Origin of the sequence: Phaeobacter sp. PT47_59 (assembly GCF_028890025.1) — a bacterium.
Classification (GTDB): domain Bacteria; phylum Pseudomonadota; class Alphaproteobacteria; order Rhodobacterales; family Rhodobacteraceae; genus Phycobacter.
Genome location: NZ_JARCJL010000005.1, coordinates 98,322 through 118,730 on the forward strand (window position 1 = coordinate 98,322; position 20,409 = coordinate 118,730).

Annotated in this window: 18 protein-coding genes and 1 tRNA gene; 3 read left to right on the plus strand and 16 right to left on the minus strand. The window is 62.5% G+C overall.

The window, feature by feature from the left end; all coding sequences use genetic code 11:
- Positions 1-21: 21 nt before the first annotated feature.
- Both PXK01_RS06320 and PXK01_RS06325 read left to right on the plus strand, forming a co-directional pair.
- The gene (locus PXK01_RS06320) at positions 22-1,047 is read left to right on the plus strand and encodes a LacI family DNA-binding transcriptional regulator (protein WP_274846942.1); all 1,026 of its coding nucleotides are present in this window, start codon (positions 22-24) and stop codon (positions 1,045-1,047) included.
- Positions 1,048-2,262 (plus strand): winged helix-turn-helix domain-containing protein, encoded by a 1,215-nt coding sequence (locus PXK01_RS06325; RefSeq protein ID WP_274859308.1) that lies wholly within the window; start codon positions 1,048-1,050, stop codon positions 2,260-2,262. It abuts the gene before it with no gap.
- Between the two features lie 5 nt (positions 2,263-2,267).
- Here the strand turns inward: PXK01_RS06325 and PXK01_RS06330 are convergent, their stop codons facing one another.
- The 14 genes from PXK01_RS06330 to PXK01_RS06395 form a co-directional block, all read right to left on the minus strand.
- Positions 2,268-3,185, minus strand: a complete 918-nt coding sequence (locus PXK01_RS06330) for a helix-turn-helix transcriptional regulator (protein WP_274846944.1) — start codon at positions 3,183-3,185, stop codon at positions 2,268-2,270.
- A gap of 136 nt (positions 3,186-3,321) precedes the next feature.
- Positions 3,322-3,780 (minus strand): acyl-CoA thioesterase, encoded by a 459-nt coding sequence (locus PXK01_RS06335; RefSeq protein ID WP_274846945.1) that lies wholly within the window; start codon positions 3,778-3,780, stop codon positions 3,322-3,324.
- Positions 3,781-3,799: 19 nt separating this feature from the next.
- Positions 3,800-5,005 (minus strand): benzoyl-CoA 2,3-epoxidase subunit BoxA, encoded by a 1,206-nt coding sequence (boxA, locus tag PXK01_RS06340; protein WP_274859309.1) that lies wholly within the window; start codon positions 5,003-5,005, stop codon positions 3,800-3,802.
- Entirely contained in the window at positions 5,006-5,179 is a 174-nt protein-coding gene (locus PXK01_RS06345; RefSeq protein ID WP_274846947.1) for a hypothetical protein, read from the minus strand.
- A 112-nt stretch (positions 5,180-5,291) separates the two neighbouring features.
- Positions 5,292-6,743: a benzoyl-CoA 2,3-epoxidase subunit BoxB gene (gene boxB, locus PXK01_RS06350; RefSeq protein WP_274859310.1), complete on the minus strand. Its 1,452-nt coding sequence runs from the start codon at positions 6,741-6,743 to the stop codon at positions 5,292-5,294.
- 51 nt (positions 6,744-6,794) lie between these two features.
- Complete coding sequence (gene boxC, locus PXK01_RS06355) at positions 6,795-8,453, minus strand: 2,3-epoxybenzoyl-CoA dihydrolase (protein WP_274859311.1); 1,659 nt, start codon at positions 8,451-8,453, stop codon at positions 6,795-6,797.
- A gap of 142 nt (positions 8,454-8,595) precedes the next feature.
- Positions 8,596-9,042: a DUF309 domain-containing protein gene (locus PXK01_RS06360; protein ID WP_274859312.1), complete on the minus strand. Its 447-nt coding sequence runs from the start codon at positions 9,040-9,042 to the stop codon at positions 8,596-8,598.
- Between the two features lies 1 nt (position 9,043).
- Positions 9,044-9,862, minus strand: a complete 819-nt coding sequence (locus tag PXK01_RS06365) for an alpha/beta fold hydrolase (protein WP_274846951.1) — start codon at positions 9,860-9,862, stop codon at positions 9,044-9,046.
- Positions 9,862-11,403 (minus strand): benzoate-CoA ligase family protein, encoded by a 1,542-nt coding sequence (locus tag PXK01_RS06370; protein WP_274859313.1) that lies wholly within the window; start codon positions 11,401-11,403, stop codon positions 9,862-9,864. The genes PXK01_RS06365 and PXK01_RS06370 overlap by 1 nt, the downstream gene beginning before the upstream one ends.
- A gap of 277 nt (positions 11,404-11,680) precedes the next feature.
- Positions 11,681-13,186, minus strand: coding sequence for a TRAP transporter large permease (locus PXK01_RS06375; protein ID WP_274859314.1), 1,506 nt, complete (start codon positions 13,184-13,186; stop codon positions 11,681-11,683).
- Entirely contained in the window at positions 13,183-13,764 is a 582-nt protein-coding gene (locus PXK01_RS06380; protein ID WP_274846954.1) for a TRAP transporter small permease, read from the minus strand. Before PXK01_RS06380 ends, PXK01_RS06375 begins: the two co-directional genes overlap by 4 nt.
- A 73-nt stretch (positions 13,765-13,837) precedes the next feature.
- On the minus strand, positions 13,838-14,884 hold the full coding sequence (locus PXK01_RS06385) for a TRAP transporter substrate-binding protein (RefSeq protein ID WP_274859315.1): 1,047 nt from the start codon (positions 14,882-14,884) through the stop codon (positions 13,838-13,840).
- A 517-nt stretch (positions 14,885-15,401) separates the two neighbouring features.
- Positions 15,402-16,100 carry a fumarylacetoacetate hydrolase family protein gene (locus PXK01_RS06390; RefSeq protein ID WP_274859316.1) on the minus strand — a complete coding sequence of 233 codons (699 nt, stop codon included), beginning with the start codon at positions 16,098-16,100 and terminating at the stop codon, positions 15,402-15,404.
- Positions 16,101-16,240: 140 nt separating this feature from the next.
- Positions 16,241-16,327, minus strand: a tRNA-Leu gene (locus PXK01_RS06395).
- A gap of 238 nt (positions 16,328-16,565) precedes the next feature.
- Between PXK01_RS06395 and hemN the strand changes: the two genes are divergently transcribed.
- Positions 16,566-17,921, plus strand: a complete 1,356-nt coding sequence (hemN, locus tag PXK01_RS06400) for an oxygen-independent coproporphyrinogen III oxidase (RefSeq protein ID WP_274859318.1) — start codon at positions 16,566-16,568, stop codon at positions 17,919-17,921.
- 102 nt (positions 17,922-18,023) lie between these two features.
- On the opposite strand, the gene PXK01_RS06405 is transcribed toward hemN, so the two are convergent.
- The gene (locus tag PXK01_RS06405; RefSeq protein WP_274859319.1) at positions 18,024-19,181 is read right to left on the minus strand and encodes an alkane 1-monooxygenase; all 1,158 of its coding nucleotides are present in this window, start codon (positions 19,179-19,181) and stop codon (positions 18,024-18,026) included.
- Between the two features lie 80 nt (positions 19,182-19,261).
- Positions 19,262-20,341: an A/G-specific adenine glycosylase gene (gene mutY / locus PXK01_RS06410; RefSeq protein ID WP_274859321.1), complete on the minus strand. Its 1,080-nt coding sequence runs from the start codon at positions 20,339-20,341 to the stop codon at positions 19,262-19,264.
- Positions 20,342-20,409 lie beyond the last annotated feature (68 nt).

Sequence of the window (20,409 nt, forward strand, 5' to 3'; positions counted from 1 at the left end):
AACTCAAAGAGGCCCACGCCCGTGACCACCGACAACAAGCGCCCGCTCACCCTTCGTGATGTTTCTGAGGCCACCGGCGTGTCGGAGATGACCGTCAGCCGGGTGCTGCGCAACCGCGGCGATGTCTCGGAAAAGACCCGCAGCAAGGTGCTGACCGCAGCCAAGGAACTGGGCTATGTGCCCAACAAGATCGCCGGGGCGCTGGCCTCCAAACGGGTGAACCTGGTCGCCGTCATCATCCCGTCGCTGTCGAACATGGTGTTTCCCGAGGTGCTGACCGGCATCAACAAGGTGCTGGAAAACACCGAGTTGCAACCCGTGGTGGGCGTCACCGATTACCAGCCGGAAAAAGAAGAGAAAGTCCTCTACGAGATGCTGTCCTGGCGTCCCTCGGGCGTGATCATCGCCGGGCTCGAACACACCGAGGCGGCGCGCGCCATGCTCAATGCCGCAGGCATTCCGGTGGTGGAGATTATGGATACCGACGGCAAGCCGGTGGATGCCATGGTCGGGATTTCCCATCGCCGCGCAGGCCGGGAAATGGCCAAGGCGATCCTGAAAGCGGGTTATCGCCACATCGGTTTCATGGGCACCAAGATGCCGCTGGATCACCGCGCCCGCAAACGCTTTGAAGGCTTTACCGAGGCGCTGGCCAAGGAAGGGGTGGAGATTGAAGACCGTGCCTTCTATTCCGGCGGCTCGGCGCTGGCCAAGGGGCGCGAGATGACGGCGGAGATGCTTGAACGCTCCCCGGAACTCGATTTCCTGTATTATTCCAACGACATGATCGGGGCCGGTGGCCTTTTGTACCTGTTGGAGCAAGGTATCGATGTGCCGGGTCAGATCGGTCTTGCGGGCTTCAACGGGGTTGAGCTGTTGCAGGGTCTGCCACGCAAACTGGCCACCATGGACGCTTGCCGTCAGGAGATCGGGCGCAAGGCGGCGGAGATCATTGCCGCCCAGCTCGAAGATCCCGAGGTCGAACTCGAACGCCATGTGACCCTGACGCCCACGATCACCTATGGTGATACGCTGAAACGGCGCTGAGTGATGTACGCGCGGCTGGGCAACCGGGCCGCGCGGCGGCTGTTTCTGGACCGGCACGGGCTTCTGGAGGCGCCCACGGGCCCCTCAAAAGGCGCGGACTTGCATGACTTGATCCGGCGGCTGGGGTTCGTGCAGCTCGACAGTATCAACACGGTCGCGCGCGCCCATGACGTGATCCTCTATTCCCGCAGGCCCAGCTATCGCCCCGCCCATCTGAAACGGCTCTATGAGCGCGACCGCGCCCTGTTCGAACATTGGACCCATGATGCCGCCGTGATCCCGATGGAGTTCTACCCCCATTGGCATCTGCGATTTCAGCGCGATGCGGAGCTGTTGCGCAAACGCTGGCGCAACTGGCGGCGCGACGGGTTCGAGGAGCGGTTCAGATCGGTGCTGGATCACATCCGCGACCATGGGGCGGTGAGCTCTTCGGATGTGGGCAAGGACGAGAAGAAGGGATCGGGCGGTTGGTGGGACTGGCACCCGTCGAAGACCGCGCTGGAATACCTCTGGCGATCTGGCGCGCTCACAGTCGTCGGGCGCGAGGGGTTCCAGAAACGCTATGACCTGACCGAGCGGGTGATCGAAGAGCATCTGCACCCCGGCGCCTCTGATTGCGACGCCGAAGCCACCGTGGATTGGCTGTGCAACGGGGCGCTGGATCGGCTCGGCTTTGCCACCTCGGGCGAGATCGCGGCGTTTTGGGATACCGCGTCAGCCGCCGAGGCAAAAGACTGGGCAGCGGCGCAGCTGAAATCCGGCGCCCTGCAGGAGATCGAGATCGAACAGGCGGATGGTGGCTTTCGCCGGGTGCTGGCACGACCGGGCATGGTAGATGAGGCCATGGATCTGGGGCCAGCGCCGGGGCGGATGCGGCTGCTCAGCCCCTTTGATCCGGCGCTGCGCGACCGCAAGCGGGCCGAGCGGTTGTTCGGCTTTCACTACCGGATCGAGGTCTTCACCCCGGCGCCGAAACGCAAATACGGCTATTATGTCTTCCCCCTGATGGAGGGGGAGCGGCTGGTGGGGCGGATCGACATGAAGGCGGACCGCAGCGCGGATCGGTTGAACGTCACCGCGATCTGGCCAGAACGGGGCGTTACATGGTCGCCGCGACGGGTTCAAAGGCTTGAGGCGGAGCTGGACCGGGTCGCACGGTTTGCGGGGGTCGGGGATGTGTGTTTCGCAGATGATTGGCTGCGCGAGCCCCAATAGCAGGATCAGCCGGTGAAGCCCTTTTCCTTGATCATCGCGATCAGGCTGTCGCAGGACTGCTCCACCGTCTGACCAGAGGTGTCAAGCTGCGCCAGAGCGCGGCCATATAGCGCCTCGCGGCTGGTCAGGATCGAACGCAGCTGCTCCATCGCCTCCGGGTTTCCGGCCATGGGGCGTTCGTCGCCTTGGGCGCGGACGCGGGCCATATGTTCGTCGGGCTGGGCCTTGACCCAGATGGTGTGGAAATGAGCCAGGACGTTGGTGTAGGTCTCCGGCTCGGCCACGATGCCGCCCGCCACCGCCAGGATCAGGCTGTCGTGGGTGGCGATGATGCGGTTGATCGCCTGGGCTTCGAGCTGGCGATAGCCTTCCTGACCATATAGGGCCATCAGTTCGGACACGGGCATGCCGGACTGGCTTTCGATCTCGCTGTTGAGTTCGAGAAAGGGAATGCCAAGGATCTGTCCCGCCATGGCGCCAAGGGTCGATTTTCCGGCGCCACGCAGGCCCACAAGGCAAACACGGCCTGCCCTTCGCGTTTCGGGTGTTTCCGGGGTCAGCAGGTCCAGCACCGCCTGCTGCGTGCGGCTGGTCGCGCCGCGGAACAGATCCGCCACCCGCAGCACGTCCGAGGTCCAGGGGTCTTCCTCGCCGATCAGCCATTCGATGCGGTGATCCAGGGCCACGGCCACCCGTTGCAGCAACCCGATAGAGATATTGCCCTCGCCCGCCTCAAGCTGCGCGAGGTAGCGGGGTGACACGCCCGAGCGATCCGACAACACCCGGCGGGGAATGCCTTTTCGTTCGCGTGCCTTGCGCACGCGTTCGCCGACCCGCGTGATCAGCGCGGGAACCGCCTGATCGATCTCGCTGACGGTCTGAACCGGGCGGGTTTCACCCCGAAAGTTGGTGATCTCACTCATGCGCTGCCGAATTATGAAACATAATGCACAAACTTACGGCGCTGCCGGGGCATGTTCAAATGAAAACCCACAGAGACCGGGTTAGACGGTGCATTATCCTGCGGAACCCTGCGTCGGGCGCAGCTGCGGGGCCGCGTTACTCCGGGCGCAAGCGGGGTTCGACGACCGCGCGGTAATCGGCTGGCGCCGCCTTGGAGGTGAAATCGACCGGATCGATGAAGACGCAGGTGAATTTGCCCTCAAAGCACAGCACTCCGTCCTGACGCGCATCGACCCGGAAGGTGATGGATTTGGTGCCCAGCTTGCAGGGCCAGACCTCGCACATCAGCCGGTGGCGGGGTGTGACAGGTGAACGGAAATCGATGCTCATATTGACAAATGGCGTGCCGGTGCCCCGGTCCAGCTCCATCTGAAACCAGCCGTCGCCATCCAGGCAGTGTTCCCACCAGGCGTCGATCGCCTCCAGCGCAAAGGCGGGCAGGCGACCGGTATAGGCGATCTTGGCGGGATCGCAGTCGCCCCAGCCGACGCGAATTTCATGCACGAAGGTATCCGGACCGGAGCCTTCTCCGGCGGGGGCGATCTGATCTGTCATCTGGGTTTTGTCCTGCGGCTCAATAGGTTTCGACGTGGTAACGTCCATCGGCGCGCATCGTATCGCGCAGATCGGCCCAGTTCAAACCATTGGCGCGGGCGATATCGCGCAGGGCTTCCTCGACCCCCTGTTCCATCGCCTTGAGACCACAGATGTAGATATGGCCCGTCGGGCTTTGCATCAGCGCGGCAACCCGGTCGGCCTCTTCACGCAGGCGGTCCTGCACATATTGCTTGGGCGCATCCTCCTGCCGGGAAAAGGCGAAGAGCTTGCTCATGAAGGCATCCGGCACCTTTTTCAGCGGGCCAAAATACGGAAGCTCGCCGGGGCGGCGGGCGCCGAAGACCAGGGTCATCTTGCCGGTCTCATGCGGCGCTTCGCGCAGGCGACGCATGGTGAAGGCGCGGAAGGGGGCCGAGCCGGTGCCGGTGCAGACCATCATGATGTCCGCCGCCGGATCCGAGGGCAGCAGGAAGGTGGCACCGAAGGGGCCGGTCACCTGCACCTCGTCGCCCGCGTTCAGATCGCAGACGTAGTTGGAACACAGGCCCTGTTCCTCGCGCTTCACGGTCAGCGAGATGTTGTGATAGCCGGGCCGCTCCCCGTCGCGGGGGCTGGAGACGGAGTAGAGCCGGGGAAGATGCGGCTTGCCGTCTGCATCCGTGCCGGGCGGGATGATACCGATGCTTTGCCCCTCCAGAACCGGGAAGGGCAGGCCCGCCGGATCCAGGATGATATGGCGCACATCGCTGTCGCTGTCCTTGTCGGTCAGCCGGTAGTTGCCCTGCACCTTGAGCGTGGCGGGCTTGCCGGGCGTGTACATGTTGATGACGGGCTTGCTGGCACTGGCGGGGGCAACCGCCTTGCCGCCGGCACCGGCGTGGGCGTCGGCCAGAAGCGCCGCCACGGCATCGTCCATCGCCTCCACGTCGCCTTCGGCAGCATCGCCGCCGGAGATTTCCTCCTGTTCGGGCAGCTCCATCCATTCGAACTGCTCGTCCACCGAATAGGGCGTGGTCACCACCCGCCATTCGTCGATCGAGCCGGTCGGGCAGACCGGGATACAGTCCATGCAGAAGTTGCATTTCTCGGCATCGACGACGACGTTCATGTCGTCATGGACGATTGCCTCTTCCGGGCAGGTCATTTCGCAGGTGTAGCAGCGGATGCAGATCTCGGGGTCGATCAGGTGCTGTTTCAAGGGCGCGGTGTGGGCGTTGGTCATTCAGCTTCTCGGTGCTTTCTTGAGGATCGCATCGGGAACGGTCAGCGCATCGATCAGCGCGCGGCACATGCCGACGCAATCGGAACAGCCCACGCAGGGCCCCTTGAGGCCATTGATCTGCACCGACACACGGTCGGCATTGGGGGTTTCGGCTTGGTTGCGGGTAATGTCCATCTGGTGATCTTCCGGTCTGGCTGGGATAAATCCGGCTGGTGTGCTCCGGTCTGGATGCCCGGCGCCTGTCGTTGACTGTGACAGGCGCCGGGAAAAAGAGGATGAATGCCTCTTATGCCATGTGCAGTTTCACGTATTCGAAATCGCCAGGCTTGTTGTCGATGCCGACCTTGGGCGGCGAGATCCAGCTGGCGTATTGACCGGGCTCGTAGACCGGCTTCATCAGCGACTGGATGAAATCGCCATCCGCGTGGGTCGGCAGCCACTCCTGCAGGCCCTTGTCGTATTCGGCGCCAGAGACGTGGTTGCCATCGGGGTCGAAGTTCTTGCCGGCAAAGACACCGATCTTGCGGTTGAAGGCCTGGTGCGGCAGCTTCATTTCGAACTCGATGCCATACTTCTCGATGATCTTGTTCCAGCGACCGACGCCACCGGCTGCGTCTTTGACGTAATCGTCGCGCAGGCGCATGTTGATGGCGGTCAGGGCAGGCACTTCGCGTTCGACGATCGTGTCGCCTTCCAGATCGAGCACATTGTAGGTGTCGTTGGTCAGCTTGTGGTCGTCCTTCAGGCGCAGCTCCATGTAGCGGCCCTTGATGCCCGCGTTGAAGGCATTGGCCGCATTGGTGGAGACTTCCTGACCGAAGAGATCCAGCGACAGCGTGTAGTGCAGGTTCAGCTTTTTCTGGATGGTCGGCAGGTCGATGACACCCAGGTCACGGATCTTGTTGATGTCGAAAGGATCGGTGATCCCGGCCTTCTTCATCGCTTCGCAGGTCGCCTGGATGGTGCGGCCGACGCCGGTTTCGCCCACGAACATGTGGTGCGCCTCTTCAGTCAGCATGAAGCGGCAGGTGCGCGACAAGGGGTCGAAACCCGATTGCGCCAGGCTTTCCAGCTGCATCTTGCCGTCACGGTCGGTGAAATAGGTGAACATGAAGAACGACAGCCAGTCCGGCGTTTCCTCGTTGAAGGCGCCCAGCATGCGCGGCGCTTCTTCGGAACCGGAGGAGCGGATCAGGAGATCGTTCGCTTCTTCGCGGCCATCGCGGCCAAAGTATTTCTGCAGCAGGTAGACCATCGCCCAGAGGTGGCGGCCTTCCTCGACGTTCACCTGGAACAGGTTGCGCATGTCATAAAGAGACGGCGCGGTCAGACCCAGGAAGCGCTGCTGCTCGACCGAGCCCGGCTCGGTGTCGCCCTGGATCACGATCAGGCGCTTCAGCATGTTGCGGTATTCGCCGGGAACCTCCTGCCAGGCGGGTTCGCCATAGTGTTCGCCCATGGGAATGGTGCGGCCTTCGACCTGCGGCGCCAGCAGCACGCCCCAGCGGTACTCGGGCATCTTCACGTAGTCGAACTTGGCCCAGCCTTTCGGGTCCACGGACACGGCGGTGCGCAGGTAGACCATCGATTCCTGAAAGTTCTGCGGGATCAGGTCATTCCACCAGTTGATGTAACCGGGGTGCCATTTTTCCAGCGCTTTCAGAACCTTCTTGTCGCTGGACAGGCCAACGTTGTTGGGGATCTGGGTGTCGTAGCTGACATTAATGAGATCAAGCATTTTGTTCCTCCGTCGTGCGGTGCCCTATCGGCTGCCGCTGAAATCCTCGGGTTACACGCGTTCCATGTTGTATTCGCCGCGCTGGCCGGTGCCGTAGCGCTGCAGGGCACCATCGCTGCCCACCGCATTGGGGCGCTGGAAGATCCAGTTCTGCCAGGCGGTCAGGCGGCCAAAGATGCGGGTTTCCATCGTCTCGGGGCCGGCAAAGCGCAGGTTGGCTTCCATGCCGGTCATTGCATCGGGGCTGAAGCTGGCGCGTTCCTCAAGGAAGATACGCACCTCGTCCTCCCAGTCGATATCGTCAAAGGCATAGGTGATGAGACCCAGTTCCTCGGCCTGATCGGCCTCCAGCGGCTCACCAATGTGTTCGCGCAGATCCTCGACCGCCTCGGGGGTGCCAAGGAAACGGGTCTGCAGGCGGGTGAGATCGTTGCCCATCGGGTAGGTGCCAAAGTTCCCCTCGCTGAGGGTCACGGCGGCCAGCGGGCGATTGTCGCCTTCGAATTCCTCCAGCATCATGTAGGAGCGGTCGACGGCCCACAGCAGTTCTGCCAGCGGTCCGGCAAAGCAGGAGCCATGCTCGACCACCGCCACCAGCGAGCGGGAGGTCATGTCGATGCGTTTCAACAGGCGCTTCCAGTAGGCCAGGATCTCGTTCGCCAGCCAGTGATCGCGGTTGTTCAGCAGCAGGGCCTCATGCGCCAGCAGTTTCTCGGCGTCACCTTGGGTCTGGAACACCACGGTGCCGACCTCGCGCTCATTCAGGCGCAGGTGCAGGATGGCATCATCCAGTTCGCGCGCCAGGCGAAGCATGTAGGTCTGGTCACCCTCGGCCTGCAGCGCTGAGGTGTCCGCCGGGGCATCCGCCTCGGGGCCTTTCAGGGTGATGGTCGCGCGGCCACCGTCGCGGTCGATCTCGACCTCGACCAGAGAATAGGTGATGGCATTGTCGCCAAAGCTGCGCGAAATCGGCCCCAGGGTGATGCCGGTCAGCCCGTCTGCCTTGCTGCTGGCCTCGGCGAATTCTTTCGCACGCTCGGCCACGGTGTCTGCGAACTTGGAGTTCGGCACCACCTCGTCCACCAGGCGCCAGTCGACGGCGCGCTGACCTTTGACGCCTTCCTCGATCGAGCAGAAGACATCGGCCAGATCGCGGCGCACCTTGCGTTTGTCTGTGACGCGGGTCAGGCCGCCGGTGCCGGGCAGAACCGCCAAGAGCGGCACCTCGGGCAGGGCCACCGACGACGTGCTGTCATTGGTCAGCATGATGTAGTTGCAGGCCAGCGCCAGCTCATACCCGCCACCGGCGCAGGCGCCCTGAACGGCAGCGATGTATTTCTGACCCGAATCCGCCTCGGCGGCCTCGAAGGTGTTGCGGGTCTCGTTGGTGAATTTACAGAAGTTCACCTTGTGAGCGTGGCTGGCGCCGCCCAGCATGCGGATATTGGCGCCCGCGCAGAAGACCTTCTCCTTGCCGGACTGCATGACCACCACCTTCACCTCGGGGTGTTCAAAGCGCATCCGCTGCACGATGTCGGCCAGTTCGATATCGACGCCCAGGTCATAGGAGTTCAGCTTCAGCTGATAGCCATCAAACAGCCCGCCGTCCTCATCCACGTCCATATAGAGGTTGGCGATGGGGCCATCATACTCCACCCGCCAGTGCCGGTATTTCGAAGGGTCGGTCTGAAAATCGATTGCCTGGGGCATGTCGCGCTCCTGAGTTCTGTTGTTTGCAACTTACCGCAGCTTTTGGGCGCGGCAAAGAGGGATGTGCACAATAATGCCGGTTATTGGCAAAATAATGCAGGACATTTTGGTGTTTTAGCGAGCCTGAGTGTCTATGTGTGCATTATAGTGCATAATTTGCCCTTGATTGACGAAGATCGACCAGCCGGTTGCGAATCTCTGTCTCCTGAATTCCGGCCCTGTCCCAAAGGTCTGGGTCCAGACCTTGCAGATGGGTGAGGGCGATCTCGCAAAGGCGCAAGCTGGCCTTGGGGCGCTGCATCACCTGTTTCAGCTCGGCATTGGCCAGCTGGATCATGCCCTGCACCAGCCGCCGTGCCTCTGTGCCTTCAGGAAGCGCCATCCAGACCGCTTCCCAGACTTCATGGGCTTCCCAGAAATATCCGGTTTCCAGGAATTGCAGGCCGGCGCGCCAGGCGTCCGAAGCAAAAACAGCCCCTGGGGGCTGTTGCGCTTGCACGGTATTGCAAAGTGCTGCGAAGGTGCCTTCCGGATGCCGGGGCGTCTGGCCCGGGACATGGGCATGCGGCGGATCCGGAAAGCGGGCCATGTCAGGCGATCTCGACCTCGGCGGCCTCGATCCGGGCCAGGCGGCTGGTGAAATCGGCCACGGCATCGATGACCTTTTGCGGCTGATCCTGATGCGGGCTGTGCTTGCAATCCTCCAGCACCAGCATGTCGCAGGGGCAATAGGTGCGCTCCTCGATCACCTCGACCTGGGCCAGGGTGCCGTATTGATCTTCGCGGCCCTGGATCGCCAGCACGGGAATGCGCAGGTAGTCGATCACATCGGCCACGTCCCAGTCGCGGAAGCCCTCGGCCAGCCAGACATCGTTCCAGCCCCGGAAGGCGCCGTCGGGATCCTTGTGATATTTCGCCAGCTTTTCCTTCAGTTCGCCGCTGTCATAGGCCTCTTTCGCCTTGGCGATCTCGGCCAGACCACCCGGTTCGGTGAAGAAATGCGGCGCCATCAGGATCAGCCCGCGCACCCGGTGATCGATCACGCTGCCGCCATAGATCGCCGCGATGGTCGCTCCGTCGCTGTGGCCCAGTAGCACACCGTGCTCCAGCCCGATGGTATCCAGCAGTTCCGGCAGCACATCCTTGGCTTCGCGGGTCATGAAATCAAGCGGGCGCGGCAGGGTCACGGGATCGGACTGCCCATAGCCCTGGCGCGAATAGACAAAGACACCCCAGCCGGTGGCCGCCGCCAGTTTTTCCGGGAAGTCCCGCCACAGGGCAACACAGCCGAGGCCCTCGTGCAGCAGCACCAGCGTCGGCGCCTTGTCCGGTGCCGGGCCATGGCTAGCGTATTCCAGATTGGCGCCGCCGACCGCGACGGTGCCGCTTCCACCCCATTCAAAAGCCATCATGCATCCTTTCGCAGTTTGAAGCGCTGGATCTTGCCGGTTGCCGTCTTGGGCAGATCCTCGGCAAAGACGATCCAGCGCGGGTATTTCCACTTGCCGACTTTCTCTTTCACAAAGGCCTTCAGCTCATCGGCCAGGGCGTCATCCCCGGTTCCGTCTTTCAGCACGATATGCGCCTTTGGTTTTTCCAGGCCGTCCTCGTCGCGGGCGGGCACCACGGCGGCTTCCAGCACTGCCGGGTGGGCGACCAGCGCCTGCTCCACCTCGAAGGGCGACAGCCAGATGCCGGAGACCTTGAACATGTCGTCGGTGCGGCCACAGTAGACGAACCGTCCGCCTTCGCCACGCTCATACTTGTCGCCGGTACGGGTCCATTCGCCCTCGAATGTGCCCCGGCTTTTGCCGCGCTGGTTCCAGTAGCCTTCGGCGGCCGAGGCGCCGCGCACCAGAAGTTCGCCAATGCCTCCCGGCTCTGTCACCTCTGCGCCCGCCTCGTCCACCAGGCGCAGCTCGTATCCGGGCACCGCAATGCCGGAACTGCCGTAGACCACATCGCCCGGCGCATTCGAGAGGAAGATATGCAGCATCTCGGTGGAGCCGACACCATCCAGGATCTCCACACCCCAGATCTGTTCCCACTTGCGGCCGACCTCTTCGGGCAGGGCTTCGCCTGCCGAGATGCAGCGGCGCAGGGGCGCATCGGGTTTGGTCGTACTCTCCAGCGCTGCCACGGTCGCGGCATAAAGCGTGGGCACACCGCAATAGATGGTGGGTTTCTGCTCTTCGAGAATGGACAGGACCACATCCGGAGTGGGGCGACCGTTGAACAGGATGGTGGTGGCGCCGACGGACAGCGGGAAGGTCATCCCGTTGCCCAGGCCATAGGCGAAGAACAGTTTGGCCGCAGAGAAGACGATGTCGTCCTCGGCGATCTGCAGCACCTTGTCTCCATAGGTTTCCGCCGTCGCCGCCAGCGCCCCGTGGACGTGGCGCACGCCCTTGGGCTGACCGGTCGAGCCGGAGGAATAGAGCCAGAAGGCGGTTTCATCCGGGCAGCAGTCGATCGCAGGCAGCGGCTCGGCTCCGGCGATGAAATCCTCATAGCTGTCGCAGCCGTCCGGCGTGTCGCCACCGATCACCACGATCTTTTGCAGGTCGGGGCAGGCGGCGATGACAGGTTCCACCACCGGCCAGAGTTCCGCGCTGACAAAGAGGATGGTGGCGCGGCTGTCCTTCAGGATGACCTCATAGACAGGGGTGGCTAGGAGCGTGTTCAAGGGCACCGGCACCACGCCGGCCTTCAGCGCGCCCCAGAAGATCTGCGGGAATTCGATCTGGTCCAGAACCAGCATCGCGGCGCGGGTCTCGCGGGCGATCCCGGCACGGCGCAGGGCGCCTGCCATCCGGTCCGTTGCCTCGGCCAGCTCCCCGTATGAAATCTCGCGCTGAGCGCCTGCGGCCTCTCGGAACGCCGGTTTGTCCGGGCGCTCTGTCCGGTGGCGGTCCACAAATAGTCCTGCCGCATTGCCGCTGGGTGTCATCCTTGCTCCTCCCTGATGTGCCGTCAGGGGCTGTATCAGCCCCATGGCCTGCGCGGCCCTCCCCGGCGACGCAGTCGTTTCCTGGGCAGATTAAGGCACCAGTCGCAAAATAATGCAACATTTCGCATGCAAAAAATGCACTATTGTGCACAAATTGCTGTGTATCACCCCGCCCGAAAGAGCCCAGCGGTGTTGCGGTACCGCTTCTGAAACAGGAAAGCCCCCGCCATGGAAAATGGCGGGGGCTTCAAGGCCGGTTGATTCGCTTTGCCAGCGGCTAGTGCAGCAGCATCAGCGGCAGCAGCGTAATGATCGGGAAGGCGACCAGGATGATCACCCGGATGATGTCCGAGGCGACAAAAAACATCACCGCCTTGTAGGTGTCGATCATCTTGGTGGTGCGGTCCATCGCGTTGATGATGAAGAGGTTCATGCCCACCGGCGGGGTGATAAGACCCACTTCGACGACGATCAGCACCAGGATGCCAAACCAGATGGCGACATATTCCGCCTCGATCCGGTTGACGCGGCCCTCGGTGACGCGAATGCCCAGTTCCTTCATCTGCTCGCGGGTCAGCTCCATACCGTTGGCCATGGCCTCTTGTATCGAGGCGAGCATTTCAGCCCCCATGCCGTCGGGCACCCCGTTGCGCAGCACCTCCATGGCTGCATCCGCCTGCATTGCGGGCAGGGACAACAGGCCGAAGTCCATCGCCGAGATCACCGGGAAGAAGATCGGAATGGTCAGCAGGATCATCGACAGGCTGTCCATCAGGCAGCCGAACAGAAGGTAGAAGGCGAGGATCAGCGCCAGCACCACCCAGGGACTCAGACCCTGGCTGACGACGAAATCGGCCAGTTCCTGCGGCACTTTGGTCAGGGCCAGGAAGCCATTGTAGAAACCGGCACCCAGCACGATGAAGAAGATCATCGCGGTGGAACGCGCCGTGACGATGAAACTGTCCACCAGGGATTCGCGGTTCAGACCGCCATTGAGCCAGGCGATGAAACCGGTGCCGAACGCGCCGACGGCTGCCCCTTCGGTCGGGGTGAACCAGCCCGCATAGATGCCGCCGACCACCAGGCCGAAGACCAGCAGAACCGGCCAGACCTTGACCAGGTTTTCCATGCGCTCGGCCCAGGGGATGGCCGGACGGGTGCCCGCGCTATCGGGGAACATGCGCACATAGATCGAGATGGCGACGACATAGCCGATCGCGGCCAGGATGCCGGGGATGAAGGCTGCCAGGAACAGCTTTGCGATATTCTGCTCGGTCAGGATCGCATAGATCACCAACACCACCGAGGGCGGGATCAGAATGCCCAGGGTGCCGCCCGCCGCCAGTGTCGCGGTGGAAAAGCCGCCCGCATAGCCGTAGGCGCGCAGTTCCGGCAGGGCGACGCGGCCCATGGTGGCCGCCGTGGCCAGCGAGGATCCGCAGATCGCGCCGAAACCCGCACAGGCCCCGATCGAGGCCATGGCGACCCCGCCCTTTCGGTGCCCGAGGAAGCCGGCCGCGGCCTTGAACAGCGCCGAGGACATGCCGCCAAGCGTTGCGAAATGCCCCATCAGCAGGAACATCGGCACGATGGTCAGCGAATAGGAGGAGAAGGTCGAATAGGTCTCGCTTTTCATCCGGCCAAAGGCAACCTGGGTGCCATCTGTCACCAGGATCAGCCCGACGAGACCGACGAGGAACATCGACAATCCGATCGGTACCCGCAGGAAGATCAGGATCATCAGGATGGGAAAAGAGGTAATTCCGATTTCAAGAGCTGTCACTGCTCACCCTCCACACCGTCCCACAACTCAATGCGGCCGGTAATAAATTCGTTTGTGCGCACGATCGCGACATAGAACGCGACCACCGCAGCCATGCAGGATGCAAACAGGCTGGCCGCGTAGGCCCACCAGGTTGGGAACTCCAGCAGGAAAGACGTCTCGCCGTTGTGGTACTTCCCGATCATCCCTGCCGCGAGCCGCTCGGTGATCAGGCCCAGAACGATGGCAAACAGGAGGGCCACCACCATGCGCAGGAAGCGGTTCACCTTGCGGGGAAAGGAATTGGCGACCACATCGACCGATGCATGACCGGAGGTGATCTGGCACAGCGGGATAAAGGCGAAAATGGCAAAGGCAACGCCAGCTTCGACCAGTTCAAAATCGCCGTTGATTGGCCCGATATAGTTGATCAGCCAGTTGGAAAGATCCGGCGTAATCCCCTGCATGAAGCCTCCGTGCAGGATGCCGTTCAGCAGGCGGCCGATGATCGACAGGCAGGTCAGGAGAATCAGGAGAACCAGGACCATACCGCCCAGAATAGCCATCTTCCTGGCCAACCCCATCATGAGCTTTTGCATGGTGTTTACCTCTATATGAGTGCGCAAAGGGCCGCGGCACGGGTGCGCAGCGGCCCTTCGACTATGGTATCGCTTACTTCACGTACTGCGGAGTGTATTTTTCGATCAGGTAGGTTGCTTCTTCCAGCAGAGCCTGGCCGTCGATACCCTTTTCCGACATGTCGGCCAGCCACTTGTTGTAGATCGGCTGGGCCAGAGCACGCCATTCATCGGTCTGCTCTTGGTTGAGGGTGATGACGTTGTTGCCGTTGTCCAGCGCGAATTCACGTGCAGGACCGTCCGAATCTGCCTGGGTGCCACCGGCGAAGACCGAGAACTCCAGGCCGGAGTTGTCGTCGATGGCCTTCTTCAGGTCGTCGGGCAGGCTTTCGTACTTGTCCTTGTTCATCGCCAGAACGAAGGTCAGGGTGTAAAGCGCCTTGCCGGTGAACTCGGTGTGGTTCTCGACCAGCTCCGGAACCTTCAGCGCGGTGGTGACTTCCCACGGAATGGTGGTGCCGTCGATCACGCCCTTGGACAGGCCTTCCGGGATGGCGGGAACCGGCATGCCGACCGGGGTTGCACCCAGTTCGGTCAGCAGTGCGTTGACCGAGCGGGAACCGCCGCGGATCTTCATGCCCTGCAGGTCGGCTGGGGTTTCAACCGGATCCGAGGTGTGGATCATGCCGGGGCCGTGCACCCAGGTCCCCAGGATGTGGACGTCCTTGAACTCGGTGTCCTTCATGTGACGCTCGAACATTTCCCAATAGGCGTGCGAGGTGGCGCGCGCATTGGTCATCATGAAGGGCAGTTCGAAGACTTCGGTCGACGGGAAGCGGCCCGGCGTGTAGCCGACCACGGTCCAGACGATGTCGGCAACGCCGTCGATGGCCTGGTCCATCAGTTCCGGCGGCTTGCCGCCCAGCTGCATGGAGGGATACCGGTCGATCTTGATACGGCCACCCGAGGAGGCTTCAACATTGTCGGCCCAGACGTCCAGAACCAGCTTCGGCACATTGGCCTGTGCGGGCAGGAACTGGTGAAGCTTCAGCGTCACCTCCTGAGCGAAGGCGGACGTGGCGCACATTGCGGCGATGGCCGCTGCGCCTGCTGCGCCAAGAATCTTTCTGCGAGTGGTCATGTGATTCCTCCCTTTGACCCTATTTCCAAGCAACATAATGCCGGCAACTAAGATTATTGCAATATATTGCCTATTTCTTTCTTCATTGGTCCCGTTCACCCCGTACAGGTTCGCAAAACGAACCAGCTCGCCCTCCTGCTATTTGGTGCATTTGTAACCATCAACAGCAGATCATGCATTTTTCACTCATGAATTGGCCGGTCCCAAGTCACCTCTCAGACCCGCGCCGAAGAATGTTACATAATTCGAGTCATTTTGGGCTGATTGATACATATCAACATTTTGGCGTGTGAAGATCAATCTCTCATTGGCGCAGAAGCCATGAAAAAAGACATTCCGGACCACCGCCGCGGAAGCGGGGTTGCGTATTTCTACCGACTCCTCCTCAAGGCGGCCCTTCCGATTGTCAGGCAGCCTTCATTTGATAGGCGCAAGTCGGCCTGCGCAGGAATGGACCAAGCGCACAAAATCTTGACGGATTCGAACCTCGGTCGCGCGGGCGCGCAGGGATTCGCGGCTATTCGGCCTCGCTCAGGGTCAAGCTGACATCGCTCAACCCTTCGATTCCGCCCCGGATCGCCTGTCCGGCTTGGACCGCGCCGACCCCCGCCGGAGTGCCCGTCAGGATCAGATCGCCCGGGCGCAGGTGGTAGTATCCGGACAGGTGGCACAGGATATCCTCCACCGACCAGATCATTTCATCCAGACTGGCATCCTGGCGCAGCACGTCATCGACCTTGAGCCAGATCTTCTTTCCCGCCGGGCCATCCCAGTCGGCGGCGCGGGTGAGCGGCGCCAGAACGGTTCCCTGTTCCAGATCCTTACCCAGATCCCAGGGGCGCCGCTTGTCCTTGGCCTGGCCCTGCAGATCGCGCCGGGTCATGTCGAGCGCGCAGCCATAGGCATAGATGGCGGCGCGGGCCTCTTCGCGGCTGGCGCGGAACAGCGGCGCGCCCACGGCCACGGCCAGTTCCATCTCGTGATGAAAATCCGAAGTGCCGGGCGGATAGGGAGCGGTGGCGCCGCTGAGCACCGCATTGGCGGCGGATTTGGTGAAATAGAAGGGCGCCTCACGGTCGACCTCATTGCCCATTTCGGCGGCGTGGGCAGCGTAGTTGCGCCCGACGCAGAAGATCCGCCCGATGGGGTAGCTGCGTGCCTCGCCCAGAACCTGGATCGCGGGTGTTTTTGGCAGGTCGAACAGGGTCTCGGTCATCTTGGGCGCTCCGTCTGGCGAGGGGATCATGCCAGATGCCTAGCACAGCCGCGCGCGCGCAACAGCCCCGCATGCGCGACGCACACTCAGATCCGACAGATTACTGTCGAGATGTCATCGGTCTGGGAATGTCGGGATGATGGTGCCCAGGAGAGGACTCGAACCTCCACGTCCATACGGACACTAGCACCTGAAGCTAGCGCGTCTACCAATTCCGCCACCTGGGCAGGTGTCGTGGAGAGGGCGTATAAGCGGAGTCGCGAGGGGCGTCAAACCCAAAATGACGCAGATATGACAATTTCTTTTTTCACCGGGCGCGCGCGTGTATTTCGCGCGAATTCAGGCGCTTGCTCCGGGTCGTTTTGCGCTGGCAGCGATGCTCGGGCCAAGGGACTGATGCAGATTTTGCGGGCGGTTTGATCCTGCGCAAAGTCGGACGCGGTCAAAGCGGCCAAGCATGGGTGCATGAAACAGATTGATCGCCTTGCCGCCCTTGGGCTGTTCGACAGCCGGGTGCCCCGCTATACCTCCTATCCGACCGCGCCGGTCTTCTCGCCAAACGTCGGTGCTGCGGAACAGGTGGAACATCTGGAAGCGCTGGATCCGGCGGTTCCGGTCTCGGTCTATCTGCATATCCCCTTCTGTGAACGGCTGTGCTGGTTCTGCGCCTGCCGCACGCAGGGCACCCGGCGTCTGGATCCGGTGGAGGCCTATGTCGGCACGCTGGAAAAAGAACTGCACCTGATTGCGGCCCATCTGCCCAAGGGGGTTCAGATGGGGCGTCTGCACTGGGGTGGTGGCACGCCAACGATCCTGCCGCCGCATCTGATTCACCGGCTGGCGGCGGCGGTGAAATCGGTCTTTGAACCAACGCCCGACTGGGAGTTTTCGGTGGAGATCGATCCGACCCTTGTGGATCGTGACAAGATTGCCGCCCTCGCCGAGGTGGGCATGAACCGGGCCAGCATCGGCATCCAGGATTTCAATCCCGAAGTCCAGGCGGCGATCGGCCGAGATCAATCCTACGAGGTGACCCTCTCTTGTGTCGAGGATCTGCGGGCGGCGGGAATCACCTCGCTCAATGCCGATCTGATCTACGGGTTGCCGCATCAGGATGCCGCGCGCCTGTCGGATACGGTGGACAAGGTGCTGACCCTGGCGCCGGAGCGGATCGCGCTGTTTGGCTATGCGCATGTGCCCTGGGTGGCCAAGCGCCAGCAGCTGATCGACGAATCGGCGCTGCCGGGGGACGCGGAACGCTATGATCTGGCCTGCCTGGCGGGGGATCAGTTCCGCGCCGCCGGATTCGAGACGATCGGGATCGATCATTTCGCCCTGCCGGGTGACGGTTTGGCCGTCGCGGCCAAAAGCGGCCACCTGCGCCGCAACTTCCAGGGTTATACCGACGATCGCTGCCCGACGCTGATCGGGGTGGGGGCCTCGTCGATCTCGCGCTATGCCGGGGGCTATGTTCAGAATACAGCGGCGACGCCCACCTATGTGGAGCGGGTCGAAAAGGGTCAGCTTGCCGGGGCGCGCGGTCACGAGATGAGCGAAGAGGATCACCTGCGCGCCCGTGCCATCGAAATGGTGATGTGCGACTTCCATCTGGACCGGCGCGCATTGATCCGGGAATACGGCGATCTGGCGCGCAGCCTGGACGTCGAGATGGCAGCCATTCAGGCGCGGTTTGGCGATCTGGTGTCCTTGGATGAACAGGGGCTGTCGGTGCTGCCCGAGGGCCGCGCCCTGACGCGGATCATCGCCAGCCAGTTCGATGCCCACAAGCCCGAAGGGGTGCGCTACAGCCGCGCCTCCTGATCTTTTGCGAAACGGTGATGCTCCCGCCCGTCGGCGGGCAGTGTCCTGCCCTTCTCCCGTTGGGCCTGGCACCGCGCAAGGCGCGGTGCGGGCGCCGCGTTATCAACGGGGCATCGGGTTTTTGGCGCGATTATAGGGCGTCCAATCGGTGATTTCGGGATAATACATCTGCCGCCAGCGGCGCACCCGGGGATTCATCATCCGGCGCCAGAGCGGCGGCATCATCGCCGCCACCGTCATCACCGGATAGCCATAGGGCAGTTGCGGCGCGTCTGCTTCGGTATAGTTCTGCAACAGGGGAAAGCGCCGGTCGGGCTTGTAATGGTGGTCCGAATGGCGCTGCAGGTTGATCAGCAGCCAGTTCGTGACCTTATGCGCGGCGTTCCAGGAGTGGCAGGGGCGGACATGTTCGTACTTGCCTTCGCCCAGGTGTTTGCGGGTCAGCCCGTAGTGTTCCACATAGTTGACCAGCTCCAGCTGCCAGATCGCGACACCCGCCTGCACCAGGAACAGCAGCAGCCCAGCAAAGCCGCCCACAAGCATCGCCAGCAGCAGCATCGCGCCCTGCAGGGCCCAATAGCGGAAGAAGGGATTGGAAAGATCGGTCCAGGGGCGATCCTTTTTCGCCAGCTTTTCCTTTTCGGCGCGAAAGGCAGATTGCCAGCATTCGCGCAGCACGCGGGGGTAAAACCGGTGAAAGCCCTCGTTGTAGCGCGCGGTCACCGGGTCGCGGGGCGTGCCCACATAGCGGTGGTGCACCAGAAGATGCTCGGAGCGGAAATGCGAATAAAGCACCATCGCCAGCAGAATATCGGCCAGCCAACGCTCGTGCCTGCTGCGCTGGTGCATCAACTCGTGGCTGTAGTTGATCCCAACGGTACCGCTGACCACGCCCATCCCGAAGAAGATAGCGAATTTCTCCAGCGCATTCAGCGTGTCGCTGGGCGCCACATAGGCGATCAGCCCGAACAGCGTCAGGAACTGGATCGGAACCCAGGCGATGGTCAGGAGACTGTACCAGCGCAGGTCTTCCTCGGGCGTCATGGGATCGGCATTGTCGAGGTTGAGACCAAAGACGCCATCAAGGGCCGCGAAGAGATACCAGGTCACAAAGGGCGTCAGCAGCACCCACCAGCTGCCCATCAGGGCCGAGAACCACAGCAGCGGGACCAGCAGGAAGGACAGCCAGAAGGGCAGGGCGGATTGCCAGCGGCGCAGGATGTCAGGTGCGATTTTGTGAGCGATGCCAGGGGTCTTCATTTATGGCTCTCCCATGATGTCATGGCGCGTCTGGGGGAACCCTATGCCGGTGCCAACGCAAACCCAAGAGGCGAATGGCCTCACCCCGCGCTACCCTGGCTGCCGCGCCACAGATCGAAGGCCTTGCGCATCACCGTGGGCAGGTCCGAGGGGCGGAAATCGTGCCGGGCGATCACCTCTTGCCCGGTTTTGGGCGCAAAATCTTCCGGCAGCTCGGCCCGCATCACCTGCAGGATCAGGTGAAAATGGGTGAAGGTATGACGCACCTCGGCGCCCAGATCCTGCCAGTCGGCCTCGAAAGGCGCAGCGGGGTCCGGTGCTTCGTTCCACTCCGAACCGGGCCAGCCCAGCATGCCGCCCAACAGCCCCTTGTCCGGGCGCCGCTCCAGGAGCCAATCACCGGCGGGGCTGCGGGCCAGGTAGATGATGCCATGGCGGGTGGGTTTTGGTTTTTTCGGGGTCTTCCGTGGCAGCTCAGCCGCCGTGCCTGCAACACGCGCCGCACAAGGGTCGCGCCAGGGGCAGATGCCACAGGCGGGGGACTTGGGCGTGCAGATGGTGGCGCCCAGATCCATCACCGCCTGGGCATGGCAGCCGGGGCGTTCCTGCGGTGTCAGCTCGGCGGCGCGCTCTTTCAAGAGCGGTTTTGATCCGGGCAGTGGCGCGTGAATGTCATGCAGCCGGGCCATAACCCGTTCCACGTTGCCGTCCAGCACGGTCTCGGGCCGGTCAAAGGCGATGGAAGCAATAGCGGCCGCCGTGTAGGGGCCGATGCCGGGAAGCTTCAGCAGGTCCTCATAGGTGTCGGGAAAGATGCCATCCAGATCATCCGCCACCACCCGTGCGCATTTCAGCAGATTGCGGGCGCGGGCGTAATACCCCAGGCCCGCCCATTCGCCCATCACATCGGCATCGGCTGCGGCGGCCAGATCCATGACGGTGGGCCAGCGGCTGGTGAAGCGGTGAAAATAATCCTTCACGGCGGCAACGGTGGTCTGTTGCAGCATGACCTCGCTCAGCCAGACGCGGTAGGGATCGGGGCGCACCCCGGCAGCGCGCTCTGCCGGGGAGATACGCCAGGGCATCACGCGGGCATGGGTGTCGTACCAGTTCAACAGGTCGCGGCCCAATTGACCGGTATCCTCTTTCAGGTCACGCATAGTTTATCCCCTGCTCTCGTGTTTTGCTGGCCCCGGCAAACGGACCCTTTACAATAGGGCGCACAGTC

Bases quoted from the DNA above. Each gene is read 5' to 3' on its own strand.
- PXK01_RS06330 (WP_274846944.1), bottom strand. From the start codon at position 3,185: ATGAGTGAGATCACCAACTTTCGGGGTGAAACCCGCCCGGTTCAGACC.
- PXK01_RS06335 (WP_274846945.1), bottom strand. From the start codon at position 3,780: ATGACAGATCAGATCGCCCCCGCCGGAGAAGGCTCCGGTCCGGATACC.
- boxA (WP_274859309.1), bottom strand. From the start codon at position 5,005: ATGACCAACGCCCACACCGCGCCCTTGAAACAGCACCTGATCGACCCC.
- PXK01_RS06345 (WP_274846947.1), bottom strand. From the start codon at position 5,179: ATGGACATTACCCGCAACCAAGCCGAAACCCCCAATGCCGACCGTGTG.
- boxB (WP_274859310.1), bottom strand. From the start codon at position 6,743: ATGCTTGATCTCATTAATGTCAGCTACGACACCCAGATCCCCAACAAC.
- boxC (WP_274859311.1), bottom strand. From the start codon at position 8,453: ATGCCCCAGGCAATCGATTTTCAGACCGACCCTTCGAAATACCGGCAC.
- PXK01_RS06360 (WP_274859312.1), bottom strand. From the start codon at position 9,042: ATGGCCCGCTTTCCGGATCCGCCGCATGCCCATGTCCCGGGCCAGACG.
- PXK01_RS06365 (WP_274846951.1), bottom strand. From the start codon at position 9,862: ATGGCTTTTGAATGGGGTGGAAGCGGCACCGTCGCGGTCGGCGGCGCC.
- PXK01_RS06370 (WP_274859313.1), bottom strand. From the start codon at position 11,403: ATGACACCCAGCGGCAATGCGGCAGGACTATTTGTGGACCGCCACCGG.
- PXK01_RS06380 (WP_274846954.1), bottom strand. From the start codon at position 13,764: ATGCAAAAGCTCATGATGGGGTTGGCCAGGAAGATGGCTATTCTGGGC.
- PXK01_RS06385 (WP_274859315.1), bottom strand. From the start codon at position 14,884: ATGACCACTCGCAGAAAGATTCTTGGCGCAGCAGGCGCAGCGGCCATC.
- PXK01_RS06390 (WP_274859316.1), bottom strand. From the start codon at position 16,100: ATGACCGAGACCCTGTTCGACCTGCCAAAAACACCCGCGATCCAGGTT.
- hemN (WP_274859318.1), top strand. From the start codon at position 16,566: ATGAAACAGATTGATCGCCTTGCCGCCCTTGGGCTGTTCGACAGCCGG.
- PXK01_RS06405 (WP_274859319.1), bottom strand. From the start codon at position 19,181: ATGAAGACCCCTGGCATCGCTCACAAAATCGCACCTGACATCCTGCGC.
- mutY (WP_274859321.1), bottom strand. From the start codon at position 20,341: ATGCGTGACCTGAAAGAGGATACCGGTCAATTGGGCCGCGACCTGTTG.